The organism is Pseudoalteromonas sp. DSM 26666, assembly GCF_900116475.1.
GTDB lineage: Bacteria > Pseudomonadota > Gammaproteobacteria > Enterobacterales > Alteromonadaceae > Pseudoalteromonas > Pseudoalteromonas tetraodonis.
On record NZ_FPAR01000015.1, the window covers coordinates 1 to 12,447 of the forward strand.

The 12,447-nt window shown below is 41.6% G+C and carries 14 protein-coding genes and 1 rRNA gene; 6 read left to right on the forward strand and 9 right to left on the reverse strand.

What is annotated here, in order from left to right; genetic code table 11:
• A 16S ribosomal RNA gene (locus BM380_RS17590) occupies positions 1-165 on the reverse strand; the annotation flags it as partial.
• A 594-nt stretch (positions 166-759) separates the two neighbouring features.
• On the opposite strand from BM380_RS17590, the gene BM380_RS17595 reads away from it, so the two are divergent.
• Positions 760-1,299 carry a gamma carbonic anhydrase family protein gene (locus tag BM380_RS17595; RefSeq protein WP_028834916.1) on the forward strand — a complete coding sequence of 180 codons (540 nt, stop codon included), beginning with the start codon at positions 760-762 and terminating at the stop codon, positions 1,297-1,299.
• Between the two features lie 14 nt (positions 1,300-1,313).
• On the opposite strand, the gene BM380_RS17600 is transcribed toward BM380_RS17595, so the two are convergent.
• Positions 1,314-1,568 carry a DUF1488 family protein gene (locus BM380_RS17600; RefSeq protein ID WP_013463676.1) on the reverse strand — a complete coding sequence of 85 codons (255 nt, stop codon included), beginning with the start codon at positions 1,566-1,568 and terminating at the stop codon, positions 1,314-1,316.
• Positions 1,565-2,389, reverse strand: coding sequence for a shikimate dehydrogenase (gene aroE / locus BM380_RS17605; RefSeq protein WP_090495402.1), 825 nt, complete (start codon positions 2,387-2,389; stop codon positions 1,565-1,567). Before aroE ends, BM380_RS17600 begins: the two co-directional genes overlap by 4 nt.
• Before the next feature lie 52 nt (positions 2,390-2,441).
• Here aroE and BM380_RS17610 point away from each other — a divergent pair, with 52 nt between their 5' ends.
• Together BM380_RS17610 and BM380_RS17615 are read left to right on the forward strand one after the other, a co-directional pair.
• On the forward strand, positions 2,442-2,879 hold the full coding sequence (locus BM380_RS17610; protein WP_013463674.1) for a group II truncated hemoglobin: 438 nt from the start codon (positions 2,442-2,444) through the stop codon (positions 2,877-2,879).
• Positions 2,880-2,981: 102 nt separating this feature from the next.
• The gene (locus BM380_RS17615; protein ID WP_090495404.1) at positions 2,982-4,586 is read left to right on the forward strand and encodes a methyl-accepting chemotaxis protein; all 1,605 of its coding nucleotides are present in this window, start codon (positions 2,982-2,984) and stop codon (positions 4,584-4,586) included.
• A 46-nt stretch (positions 4,587-4,632) separates the two neighbouring features.
• On the opposite strand, the gene hemF is transcribed toward BM380_RS17615, so the two are convergent.
• The 6 genes from hemF to BM380_RS17645 form a co-directional block, all read right to left on the reverse strand.
• Positions 4,633-5,550, reverse strand: a complete 918-nt coding sequence (gene hemF, locus BM380_RS17620) for an oxygen-dependent coproporphyrinogen oxidase (RefSeq protein ID WP_013463672.1) — start codon at positions 5,548-5,550, stop codon at positions 4,633-4,635.
• Positions 5,551-5,552: 2 nt separating this feature from the next.
• The gene (locus BM380_RS17625; protein ID WP_028834913.1) at positions 5,553-6,116 is read right to left on the reverse strand and encodes an L-threonylcarbamoyladenylate synthase type 1 TsaC; all 564 of its coding nucleotides are present in this window, start codon (positions 6,114-6,116) and stop codon (positions 5,553-5,555) included.
• Between the two features lie 23 nt (positions 6,117-6,139).
• Entirely contained in the window at positions 6,140-6,715 is a 576-nt protein-coding gene (locus tag BM380_RS17630) for a DNA topoisomerase family protein (protein ID WP_013463670.1), read from the reverse strand.
• A gap of 111 nt (positions 6,716-6,826) precedes the next feature.
• A complete protein-coding gene (locus BM380_RS17635) occupies positions 6,827-7,300 on the reverse strand; it encodes a DUF494 family protein (protein ID WP_013463668.1) in 474 nt (157 codons plus the stop codon).
• A gap of 1 nt (position 7,301) precedes the next feature.
• Positions 7,302-8,393, reverse strand: coding sequence for a DNA-processing protein DprA (gene dprA / locus BM380_RS17640; protein WP_033102906.1), 1,092 nt, complete (start codon positions 8,391-8,393; stop codon positions 7,302-7,304).
• Between the two features lie 28 nt (positions 8,394-8,421).
• Complete coding sequence (locus tag BM380_RS17645; RefSeq protein ID WP_016900042.1) at positions 8,422-9,543, reverse strand: LysM peptidoglycan-binding domain-containing protein; 1,122 nt, start codon at positions 9,541-9,543, stop codon at positions 8,422-8,424.
• A gap of 119 nt (positions 9,544-9,662) precedes the next feature.
• On the opposite strand from BM380_RS17645, the gene def reads away from it, so the two are divergent.
• The 3 genes from def to rsmB are packed head-to-tail and all read left to right on the forward strand — an operon-like array spanning position 9,663 to position 12,442.
• Entirely contained in the window at positions 9,663-10,169 is a 507-nt protein-coding gene (def, locus tag BM380_RS17650; protein ID WP_013463665.1) for a peptide deformylase, read from the forward strand.
• A gap of 31 nt (positions 10,170-10,200) precedes the next feature.
• Entirely contained in the window at positions 10,201-11,154 is a 954-nt protein-coding gene (gene fmt / locus BM380_RS17655; RefSeq protein WP_090495405.1) for a methionyl-tRNA formyltransferase, read from the forward strand.
• A complete protein-coding gene (rsmB, locus tag BM380_RS17660) occupies positions 11,147-12,442 on the forward strand; it encodes a 16S rRNA (cytosine(967)-C(5))-methyltransferase RsmB (RefSeq protein WP_064663329.1) in 1,296 nt (431 codons plus the stop codon). Before fmt ends, rsmB begins: the two co-directional genes overlap by 8 nt.
• Positions 12,443-12,447 lie beyond the last annotated feature (5 nt).

The following is a 12,447-nucleotide window of genomic DNA, read 5'->3' on the forward strand; positions in this document are numbered from 1 at the left end:
AGTCGTTTCCAACTGTTGTCCCCCACCTCAAGGCATGTTCCCAAGCATTACTCACCCGTCCGCCGCTCGTCAGCAGATAGCAAGCTATCTCTGTTACCGCTCGACTTGCATGTGTTAGGCCTGCCGCCAGCGTTCAATCTGAGCCATGATCAAACTCTTCAATTAAAAAGTTTTATGTCTTTCGACAGCTCAATGAATTCTGAATTTATTTAATATCTTTCGATATTGAATTGACTGTGCTGAATAATTACCGAAGTAACTATTCTGTTGGTCACTCAGTTTCAATTGAGACTCTAAATTTGTTTGCCTCGTTACTTGCTCAATAAAGAGCGAAGTAGCTTGGCTGTTAGAACTCAATCTGTACGAGTGCCCACACAGATGATTGCTTTATATTGTTAAAGAACGTTGCGACATTGTCGCTAGGGATGCGTATAATACATCCTTTATTTTTCGAGTCAACACTTAATTTTAAACTTTCTTTCGATGATTTAAACTTAAGTTTTACTTAACTCTCTGAGTAGCTCATTCCTCGCTATGCGTTGGCGTTCCCCGTCTCAGTGGGGTCGCATTATAGGGAGAACAGATTTTTACGCAAGTACTTTTTTAAAGAAAAACTAAAAAAACACACTGTTCGGTCAGTATCTGAGCTAAAACAGATGAAACAGCTAGTTTTATAATCAAATCAGGCTTTGCTGGTACTTAAATAAGCGCTACTGTTACACTGATACTATTCATATTGTTTAATTTAAAGGTGCATATATGGCAATACGTTCTTATAAAGGAATAACTCCTGCGTTTAATGATTCTGTTTATATAGACGAGTCGTCTGTATTAGTCGGTGATATCACCCTAGGTGATGATAGTAGTGTATGGCCACTAGTTGCTGCCCGTGGTGATGTTAATCATATTCGTATCGGTAAGCGTACTAATATACAAGATGGCAGTGTTTTACATTTATCAAGAGCGACTAAAAGCAATTCTGAGGGTTACCCACTTATTATTGGTGATGATGTTACCGTGGGTCATAAGGTAATGCTGCATGGCTGCGTTCTAGGTAACCGCATACTCGTGGGCATGGGCGCTATTATTATGGATAACGTGATTGTAGAAGACGAGGTGATTATTGGTGGTGGTGCTTTAGTACCTCCTAATAAGCGTTTAGAGTCTGGCTATTTGTATGTAGGTAGCCCAGCGAAACAAGCCCGCCCTTTAACAGAGCAAGAGCTGAGCTTTTTAAAAGTGTCTGCCGATAATTACGTGCAGCTTAAAGATGAATACTTAGCTGAAGACGCGAAATAACCACAACTTTTTGCTTAATTAAGTAAACTCACTTCTATTTGCCCTGCCGAGTTATAGCTTTCGTCTTCGATTAGCTGCTCGGCACGCTCTTCATAATCAAATCGATATTGTTCAAAATAACGCGTTGCATGACTCTCATCGGCTAAATTTAAACTACTTACAGCAATCACACACTCAACTAGCATTCCGCTTACTTGTGCAAAAAAAACTAATTGATGAGTTGGCTCTCTAAATTCGAGTCGGTCTATAAACTGTATTGCTTGATTCATTTAAGTACTCCCTGCTTTAGTGCAATAACAACGGGAACAATGTCCGGCATTTTATTTCGCCATACATAATAAGCTTGTGCAGCTTGCCCTACTAACATGCCACTGCCATCTAATAGCTTAGCCGCTTTATTGTGTTCGCTCACCCAATTCATAAATAGCGTATTTTGCGTCGCATAAAACATATCATAAGCCATTTCACATGCGCTTAAGTGCTTTTCGCTTAACGCAGGTAATTCGCTATTCATGCTACTTGAGGTTGAATTAATAACTAAATGATAATCGGCAGAAGGAAGGTCGTCAAAACCATACCCCGAAACATTGCCGTGCTCGGTAAAGAGTTTTGCCAATGTTTGGGCTTTGTGTGCCGTGCGATTAACAATAGTGATTTCTTTAGGCTGCTGCTCAAGTAAAGGTAAAATAACACCACGGGCAGCGCCACCCGCACCAATGATCAACAGGCGTTTACCTGTTATTGTTATTTTATTCACTAGTAAATCGTTCACAAAACCTATGCCGTCGGTGTTATCACCGAGTAAACTGCCATCATCGCGCTTTTTAAGGGTGTTTACTGCGCCTGCAAGTTTAGCAACTGGAGTGAGTTCATCGGCTAAAGCAAAGGCCTGCTCTTTAAAAGGAACAGTGACATTTGCGCCTTTGCCCCCTTGCTCAAAAAAAGTCGCGACTGTTTTTTCAAACTCATCGATAGGTGCTAAGATTGCGCTATAGTCGATTTGCTCTCCCAATGACTTAGCAAACTGCTGATGTATGCTGGGAGATTTTGAATGTTTGATTGGATTTCCAAAAACCGCATATTTGTCCATTTTAAACAACCTCTTTGCAGTTTTAGTACTGCCTATTAACGATGATAAAACTATGATTAAAAGACTCTTTTCAAGATCAAAGCCGTCTACAACCACTCAAGCGCCTACGCCAGAGAAAACCCCGTATGAAATCATCGGCGGAGAAGCGCCCACGCGTGCAATTGCCAATAGATTCTACGACATAATGGCCAGCGATGAATACGCTAAACCGTTATATGATATGCATCCTCAACCATTAGATAGAATTCGCCAAGTATTTTTTGAGTTTTTATCGGGTTGGCTTGGTGGCCCAGACTTATTTGTAGAAAAACATGGCCATCCAATGCTGCGCAAACGCCATATGCCATTTCCTATTGATCAAGATTTACGTGATCAGTGGATGTATTGCATGAATAAAACCTTAGATATAGAAATAGATAATCCTGTGTTACGCGAAGGCTTACGTCAATCACTGGCTCAGCTTGCCAGCCATATGATTAACCAGCATTAACCTACCTAGTTCTTTAATTGGGGATTATTTGCGCTAAGTCAAAATCCGCTTTTCTAAAATAGAGATAATACCCTATCAAATAATTAGAAAAGCGTGGCGCGTGTGAAATCAATCCAACATAAAATTTATGCTTTATTAGCTCTAACTGGCGTTATTGTATTAATAGCTAGTATTTTTAGTAGTGCTAGCCAACAGCGCACGCTCGCCCAAGATACGGTGGCAGAAAACATTAAACTGCTTGCCGATAATTATTTTGACTCAATAAACACCATGATGCTAACCGGTACTATGGCTAATCGAGAATTATTGAGCCAAAAGCTGCGTAAACATCCTAATATTGAAGACGCCCACATTATTCGCTCTGACATAGTTAATAAACTGTATGGGGCCGGAAATAAAAACCAAACAGCAAGTAATAACAACGAACGCGAAGCACTAAAGGGTAAAGAAAGCTTATTTATAGAGCAAAACACTGATAGCCGCAGTATGACCTACCTACGCCCTATGTATGCTAGCTCTGATTATAAAGGTACTAACTGTTTAGGCTGCCACCAAGCGCAAGAAGGCGATGTACTGGGCGTGGTAAAAATTAGTTACTCCTTAGCCGATATTGATAGCGAGGTGACCTACAACACATTAATAACCACCAGCCTGCTTTCTACTATTTTTATTATTGCCTTTGTGCTGCTAGGTATAGTGTTTAGAAAAATATTTATACTACGCCTTAAAAAGCTCGGCCATGCAATGCACTTAGCCACTACTAATAAAGATTTAACCTTACGCATTGAAGATAACGCCGAAGATGAACTCGGCTGGCTTGCCACTAGTTTTAACCAAATGATTGCTACGTTTAAAGATAACATTGCTCAGGTATCTCACTCTTCAAAAGTGCTTATTCATTCAGCAGAGAAAATTTATACTTCTGCCGATACTACTGAGCGCGCTATTTTAGAACAAAAGAAAAGTACCGACTCGGTAGCTGCAGCAATTAATGAGCTAGAAAGCTCATCCAATGGAGTAAGAAACACCACTCATTTTGCTCAAGAAAAATCTGAGAACAGTAATGAGCTAGCACAGCAAAGCATGCAGGTTGCAGAGCAAACCGAACTCAGTATAAATCAACTAGCTGAAGATGTACGCCAAGCGGCAGATCAAGTGAGACAACTGCAAGAGCAAACGCTTGAAGTGGGTAAAGTGCTTGAGGTGATCAGCAGTATCGCCGAGCAAACAAATTTATTAGCACTTAATGCAGCCATTGAAGCTGCCCGTGCAGGTGAAGCAGGCCGAGGGTTTGCCGTTGTTGCTGATGAAGTACGAACTTTAGCAACCCGAACTCATGCCTCTACCGATGAAATACGCCGTACTATAGATAAGTTGCAATCAGAAGCAGCGCAAACAGTTAAAACCATGGGTGAGTCCTGTGCGGAGGCAGACGAAAGAGCGCAACAAGTACAACAAGTTGCACAGGCTTTAAAAGATATTTCTAGCCAAATGAATGAAATAAATGAGCTAAATATACAAATAGCCGATGCAGCAGAGCAGCAAAATCTAGCCGCCGAAGAAATAAACAGAAGCGTTGTTGGTATCAGTGATAATGCAGAGCAATCGTTAGTGGATGCGGATGAAAATCAAAAAGTCAGTGAAGAGTTACTCAATTTAGCTCGCTCGTTAGATGAGCAGGTACGAAGCTTTAAACTAAAACAATAATTTTAAAAGCCAGTCAATAAGTAGTTTATTGACTGGCGGACAATTTCTAGCCTAGAGCTAACCAATCACGTGGCTTTAAGAAATCTTTATATAGTAATGCCTCTGCACTGTCTTCGGCTGGGGTATAGTTATATTCCCAACGTGCTAAAGGTGGCATCGACATTAAAATAGATTCAGTTCGGCCACCGCTTTGTAAGCCAAATAATGTGCCGCGGTCCCAGACTAAATTAAACTCAACATAACGACCACGGCGATATAATTGAAAATCGCGCTGTTGTTCGGTGTACTTATCGTTTTTGCGACGCTCAATAATAGGAACGTAAGCATCTAAAAAGCCATTACCCACCGATTGCATAAATGCAAAACTTTGCTCAAAACCTAACTCATTCAAATCGTCAAAAAATAAGCCGCCTACGCCGCGAGTTTCATCACGATGTTTTAAATAAAAGTATTCGTCACACCATTTTTTATATTTTGGATATACATCATCGCCAAACGGCTGACACACATCGTGCGCAACTTGGTGCCAATGCACTACATCTTCAAGTACAGGGTAAAACGGGGTTAAATCAAAACCACCACCAAACCACCAAATCGGTTCTTCACCTTCTTTCTCGGCAATAAAAAAGCGCACATTGGCATGGCTTGTTGGTATATGTGGGTTTTTAGGGTGGATCACTAACGATACACCACACGCATGAAAACTGCGCCCGGCAAGCTCAGGTCTATGTGCAGTGGCAGAGCCCGGCATAGAGGCACCAAATACATGAGAGTAATTAACTCCCCCTTGCTCTATCACATTACCATTGGTGATAACGCGAGTACGACCACCGCCGCCCTCTTCTCGCTGCCAGCTGTCTTCAACAAACTGTGCTTTCCCGTCTGCTGCTTCTAAGCCTTGGCAAATGGTATCTTGCAAAGCCATAAAGTACGCTTTTACTTGTTTTAATAATTCGCTTTGCATCGTTAACCTCTGAATACATTGCCTGTCATGGCATCTTTAATGGTACTTGGTTGCGTATTACCACCTAATGGTTCATCAACATAAAAACTAACCTGCTCGCCAAACTGCTGCTGAGCTTCAACAATACTTGTTACCGTTGCTTGGCCGGTTAAATTTGCACTTGTTGATACCAGTGGTTTACCAAACTGTTGGCATAAACGTTTAACTGTAGGGTGGTTAGTTACTCTTACTGCAATAGTATCAAACTGCCCTGTTAACCACTTTGGGGTAGACTTAGCTGCAGGCATCACCCAAGTGAGTGCGCCTGGCCAACTTGAAAAAATATCGGCACGTTTATCCATAGGCAGCTTAGCGTCATCGACGTATTTTAATAATTGCCCGTAATTGTCAGCAATTAAAATAAGCCCTTTTTCAACGGGGCGTTGTTTAATATCAAGTAAACGTTCCACAGCCTGTTGATTGTCAGGATCGCAACCAAGGCCATAAACAGCTTCGGTTGGGTATAAAATAACATCGCCTTGTTCTAAGCTAGTTATTGCAGCAGATAAAGAAGAAAGGTCAGACAAAATTGTCTCCAGAGATATTTACGTTATTCAGTGGCAGCAAACTTATGCATACAGCTTTTTTGTGGGCATTGTAACACAACACCACTCGCGGTTTTTTTCTCAGTAACAACTGGCCAGTCACATACAGGACACGCTTGAGCTACAGGTTTATGATTAAGCGTATATTTACAGCTTGGATAACAGTCGCAAGAATAAAACACTTTCCCAAATTTATTGCTGCGTGAAACCAAGTGGCCTTTTTTACATTTAGGGCAACTAATCACAGGCTCTTCACTTGGCGTATCGTCATGCTCACTGGCAATATAATGACATTCAGGGTAACCGGTACAGCCAATAAACATACCGTAGCGGCCATTTTTCACCACCAGCGGCTTGCTACACTCTGGACACTCGCTGTCCTCAAGTATTTTGATTTCATTGCTATCATGATGTGCAAGCGGGCGAATAAAATCGCACTTAGGGTAACTAGCGCAGCCTAAAAAAGGCCCAGATTTACTATTACGAATAACAAGTTCTGAACCACATTGCGGGCATATCTCATATTCTTTTTCTAAGGCGTGTTTATTAGCCGAGAAAAGTGAATGATCGATTTTACTCATGTAAATCCTAGTGGTTGGTGAATTTTCGCCTAATATACCCAAAACCCTTAAAGATACAAGCTATGGCAGTCGGTTTGTTAACGCTGAAAATAATAAAACACGCAATAATGATTAATGTAACACTTCACTGGGCTCATCAAAAATAAGATCTTCCATTTGCTCATACGCCTGCTGAGAATCAGGGGCGTTAAATAACACCATAAGAATTAACCATTTTAAATCTTCCAAAGTAATAGCTGAATTATCAAGCGCCGCTAAACGGTCCATCACCATTTCACGAGTGGTGCTATTAATAACGCCCGTTTGTTCAACAAACATTAAAAAGCCGCGACACTCGGTGTCGAGAACTTGGCACTCACTGTCGGTAAAAATACGCACTGCATGTTGTGGAGTGGCTAATAAATAAGGCGATTCATTGCTGTATTGTAATGCGGCAAGTTGATCTAACCAGTCAATGGCTTTGTTAATTTCGGGTTTGTTAAACCCAGCGCGGAGTAACTCATCGGTAAGTGTGCTTTGCTCAACAAATACATCACTTTCGCTGTGAACATAGTTTTCAAATAAATACATGAGAATATCAAACATATTATCCTCCAGCGCTTAATTTAATATAGCCGTCTAATACACGTTCAATTTGATCGTCTAACTCTAAATCAAGCAATCGCGCTTGTACTTTATCAATTGGCCACTGTACTCGACGCATAATATCGTCCACACTGGTCACCTCAAAACCAATACTGTTAAGCACCTCGCAATCTGAGGTTACAGCATCAGTTAACTCTTTATAGTTTAGACCAGAAGGGTATGAAAAGTTCATCTCATCAAGAATATCGGCGACGTTTTCTACCAGCTTAGCACCTTGCTTAATTAAAAAATGACTTGCTTGTGCCAGCGGGTTTTTAATTGAGCCTGGCACCGCAAAAACGTCTTTATTTTGTTCAAGCGCATAACGTACGGTGATCAGTGAGCCACTTTTAATTTCGGCTTCAACAATTAAAACGCCTAAAGAGAGTCCTGAAATAATACGATTACGCCGTGGAAAGTTATGCGCGTTGGCCGCGGTGCCCGGTAAAAACTCACTTACCAATAAACCCTGTGTTAATACTTGCTCTGTAAGTAACTTATGGCGTTTAGGGTAATAAACATCAACACCAGTCCCTAGTACGGCAATGGTTTTACCATTTCCTGCCAGCGCTCCTTTATGGGCAGCACCATCAATGCCACGCGCCATACCAGAGGTTACTGTTATGCCAGCAAGCGTTAGCTGATGTGCAAATTCTGCAGCAATTTCAAGTCCTGTGGTGGTTGCATTTCGACTGCCAACAATCGCAATTTGTGGAGAAGACAGTAAGCTGATATCGCCTTTACAAAAAAGTAATAATGGCGCACTGGCTATTTGTTTTAGGTGTTCTGGGTAGGTGGTATCAAAAATACTAATAACAATAATATGTTGCTGGCTAATAAGCTGTTCATAATGCGCAACTTGCTGCCAATTTGTATTACGTAAATTGCTTGCTTGGCTCGCTGTTAAGCCCAACATAACCAGCTGGGAATGCGATAAGGAAAACAGCGACTCTAAACTGTGCTGCTTAGAGAGGGCTAATAGCGTTTTTATTCCAAGCCCTTTGCATAAGTAAAAGGCAAGCCAATGGCTTAGCTTGCCAAACGATTGCTCCATGTTCCCTCCTAGAACACCGACTCGCTACTTAATGAATTACTGCCAAATCTCCAATGCGAATTGGGTGCTGATTTTTAGTGATCAGCGCATAACTAACTTTGTCATACACTTTAAAAATAATCATTTCACCAACTTTCTCTGCTGGCATTTTCCAAGTAACGCTATCTTCATCGGTTTCTGAGCCAAATAATTCGCTAGTAGCCGATACCAATTTTTCTAAACGACTTGAATCTTCGGTATAACGCGGGCCTCTGGCACTATCAATCACCTTAGGTGACTGACGTTCAATATCCAGTACATGACCTACTTTAACTTGTTGCTCTGAACCTAAGTTTAGCACCACTACATCCATCGTGCTAAATTCTCTCACCTCGCGCGGAGAGGCAATCACTTGACCCTGCATTGGCTGTTCAGGACGATGCATCTCAAAATATACTGGCAGCATCTGCCCTTCCATTGCAGGTAATAAAAAGTCACCCTGTTTGATCTCACGTTTTACTGATTCAACTCTTACTGAGGCAGGTTCGCCATTGGCCGCATCACCTGTTCTAAATGCACGAGCCATACCAACATAAGATGCTCTACTCGCTAACTCTTCACCGGTATTAGGGTCAGTATAAGGCGCACCTTTATGATAAATAGCATATGCCTGATGACGTTTTAAGTTACCTTTTACATATAAAATATGGTCAATAGTTTGGGTTTTGGTATTTTCGTTGGCGCCCAAAATATAGGGCTTTTCTTTTATCGAATCGCTGTTAATAGCTTGCTCAAACGACAAATACGGTTTAATCAACGCAAGAGGTAAAGTTGTTATCGCATCTTTCCCTTTTGGCGTAATACGTCCCATAGGTGATAGCTTTCGATACGCTTTATTAATCACTAAACGCGGATTACCGTCTGTATCGTAAATTAATGCTAACGCATCTCCCGGATAAATAAGGTGAGGGTTGTCTATTTGTGGGTTCATTTGCCATAGTTCAGGCCATAACCAAGGTTCGTTTAGATATATAGCTGAGATGTCCCAAAGCGTGTCACCTTTTTTCACAACATACTGTTTAGGTGCATCTTTTTTTATAGTTAGTACATCTGCCAGCACAGGAAAAGTTGCACCTAATGCAAGTATAATTGCAATTAATGGAGATTTCATTGAGCTTCCTCATAGTGTTTTTTCATTATTATTAACCAAAACCTGTTAAAGGGGAACGTGAATGGCTAAAATAAGAACATACAATACCCTAAATTTAAGCATAAGTGTAAAAGGTAACTATGGCTAGGTTAGAAGTTTTAAGATTTCCAGATGAACGTTTACGTACAATCGCAAAAGAAGTAACTGTTGTTGACGATCAAGTGCGTGAAATTGTCAAAGATATGCTAGAAACTATGTACGATGAAAATGGTATTGGGCTTGCTGCTACACAGGTTGATATTCACCAGCGTATTGTGGTGATCGACGTATCAGAAGAGCGCAATGAACCACTCGTGCTTATCAATCCGCAAATTATCAAAAAAGATGGCTCAACCGTGAGCGAAGAAGGCTGTTTATCAGTTCCTCATTCGTATGCAAAAGTTGACCGTGCAGAAACCGTTACCGTAGCTGCACTGAACGAAGAAGGTAAAGAATTTATTCTTGATGCTGACGAATTATTAGCGATTTGTATTCAGCATGAACTTGATCACCTTCAAGGTAAATTATTTATTGATTATTTATCTCCATTAAAGCGCCAACGCATTCGTAAAAAGCTTGAAAAAGAAGCGAAGTTTGCAGCGCAGTAATAAGCACCTTAGTAAATAATTAGGAAACTCAGTGACACAACCATTACGCATTATATTTGCCGGTACGCCGGACTTTGCTGCACGCCATCTGCAAGCACTCATAAATAGTGAACACCAAATAGTGGGCGTTTACAGTCAACCAGATCGTCCAGCGGGTCGCGGAAAAAAACTAAAAGCCAGTGAAGTAAAAGCGCTTGCATTAGAACATGACCTACCCGTTTTTCAACCGCAATCACTCAAAACAGACGACGCACTTGAAGAGCTAAGCAGCCTCAATGCCGATATCATGATTGTCGTTGCCTACGGTTTAATTTTACCTAAAGCCATTTTAGATGCCCCACGTTTAGGGTGTTTAAATGTACATGGTTCTATTTTACCGCGCTGGCGTGGCGCCGCACCTATTCAACGCGCTATTTGGGCAGGCGATCAGCAAACCGGTGTAACCATAATGCAAATGGATGAAGGGCTAGATACCGGCGATATGCTGCATATTAGCCGCTGCCCTATTGATAGTACTGAAACCAGTGCAAGCTTATACACTAAGCTTGCTGAACTGGGACCTGATGCATTAATCGACACCATAAATCGTTTAGCTAACGGGGACATAACGCCTGAACCACAGAACGACGCCGATGCCAATTACGCTAAAAAGCTCTCAAAAGACGAAGCCAACATTGATTGGTCTATGGATGCCGAGCAAATCGAGCGTAATATTCGTGCCTTTAACCCATGGCCAGTATGCTTTACCCAAATGCGTGGTAATACGGTAAAAATATACCAAGCAAACGTGGTTGAACAATCAGGCGCAGCTGGCACTGTATTAACAAGTGATAAAAACGGTATCGTTGTGGCTTGTGGTAAACACGCTTTATCTATTGGCGAATTACAACCACAAGGCAAAAAGCCAATGGCAATTAATGATTTTTTAAACGGTCGTAGCGACTGGGTCACACCCGGCACCGTATTAGGCGAAAATAATGAGTAATGTAAGCAATGTCAGAGCGCTAGCCGCTGAAACTTTATATAACGTGGTTGATAAAGGCGCATCGCTTAATCAAGAACTCCCTTTCGCTAGCCAAGGCCTATCTCCTAAAGATAAAGCCTTACTGCAGCAAATTTGCTATGGAGTATTACGTTACTTACCTAGCCTAGAAAATTATTGCCAGCATTTAGTAGAACAACCGCTTAAAGGCAAACGCCGTATTTTCCAGTTTTTGTTGTATGTGGGTATTTACCAACTACAACACATGCGTGTACCGCCGCATGCAGCAATTAGCGAAACAGTTAATGCGTTACAACAATTACGCGCTCTTGGCTTAAAAGGGCTTATTAACGCCATTTTACGAAGCTTTCAGCGCCAACAAGCTGAGCTTGAAGAAAAAGCCAAACAAATTCCGGTGTGTTTATACAACCATCCAAACTGGTTTATAAAGCAAGTAAAAGAAGCCTACCCAGATAGCTGGGAAGACATTCTAGAAGCTAATCAGCAACAAGCGCCAATGTGGCTTCGAGTGAATCAATCGCAGTTTAGCACCCAAGAATATAGCGAAATGCTAACCGCTAACGATATTGAACATACTCTAAATCCTGATTTTATTGATGGCATTAAACTAAGCAAACCACGCGATGTGTTTTCACTTCCTGAGTTTGATACCGGTGCCTGTTCAGTACAAGATGCGGCAGCGCAGCTTGCTGCACGCTATCTAGACCCACAAAATGGTGATGCAATACTTGATGCCTGTGCAGCACCTGGTGGTAAAACCTGCCATATTTTAGAGCTTGCCGACGCAGATGTGCTTGCGCTTGATAGCGATGCCACACGCCTAGAACGTGTTAAACAAAACCTAGAACGCATAGGTTTGGGCGCCGACTTACAATGTGGTGATGCATCGCAACCTCACACTTGGTGGGATGAAGAACAGTTTGATCGTATTTTGTTAGATGTACCCTGCTCTGCAACTGGCGTAATTCGTCGTCACCCAGATATTAAATGGTTACGTCGCGCATCCGACATTAACGATTTATCGACCCTCCAAGGCGATATACTCGACAGCATTTGGCCATTGTTAAAGCCAGGCGGTACATTGGTGTATGCAACCTGTTCGGTGCTTCCACAAGAAAACCAACAACAAGTTGCTAAGTTTTTAGCTAATAATGAAGACGCAGAGCATATTCCTTTGCACAGCGAAGACACTAAAACCACACCAGGCTTGCAGTTATTACCAGGCGAAAGTGACGGTTTTTACTACGCTAAATTAGTTAAAAAAGCCTAGGCAAC

Excerpts from the sequence above, each read along its gene's own strand:
- BM380_RS17595 (WP_028834916.1), top strand. The coding sequence starts at position 760 with ATGGCAATACGTTCTTATAAAGGAATAACTCCTGCGTTTAATGATTCT.
- BM380_RS17600 (WP_013463676.1), bottom strand. The coding sequence starts at position 1,568 with ATGAATCAAGCAATACAGTTTATAGACCGACTCGAATTTAGAGAGCCA.
- aroE (WP_090495402.1), bottom strand. The coding sequence starts at position 2,389 with ATGGACAAATATGCGGTTTTTGGAAATCCAATCAAACATTCAAAATCT.
- BM380_RS17610 (WP_013463674.1), top strand. The coding sequence starts at position 2,442 with ATGATTAAAAGACTCTTTTCAAGATCAAAGCCGTCTACAACCACTCAA.
- hemF (WP_013463672.1), bottom strand. The coding sequence starts at position 5,550 with ATGCAAAGCGAATTATTAAAACAAGTAAAAGCGTACTTTATGGCTTTG.
- BM380_RS17630 (WP_013463670.1), bottom strand. The coding sequence starts at position 6,715 with ATGAGTAAAATCGATCATTCACTTTTCTCGGCTAATAAACACGCCTTA.
- BM380_RS17635 (WP_013463668.1), bottom strand. The coding sequence starts at position 7,300 with ATGTTTGATATTCTCATGTATTTATTTGAAAACTATGTTCACAGCGAA.
- dprA (WP_033102906.1), bottom strand. The coding sequence starts at position 8,393 with ATGGAGCAATCGTTTGGCAAGCTAAGCCATTGGCTTGCCTTTTACTTA.
- BM380_RS17645 (WP_016900042.1), bottom strand. The coding sequence starts at position 9,543 with ATGAAATCTCCATTAATTGCAATTATACTTGCATTAGGTGCAACTTTT.
- def (WP_013463665.1), top strand. The coding sequence starts at position 9,663 with ATGGCTAGGTTAGAAGTTTTAAGATTTCCAGATGAACGTTTACGTACA.
- rsmB (WP_064663329.1), top strand. The coding sequence starts at position 11,147 with ATGAGTAATGTAAGCAATGTCAGAGCGCTAGCCGCTGAAACTTTATAT.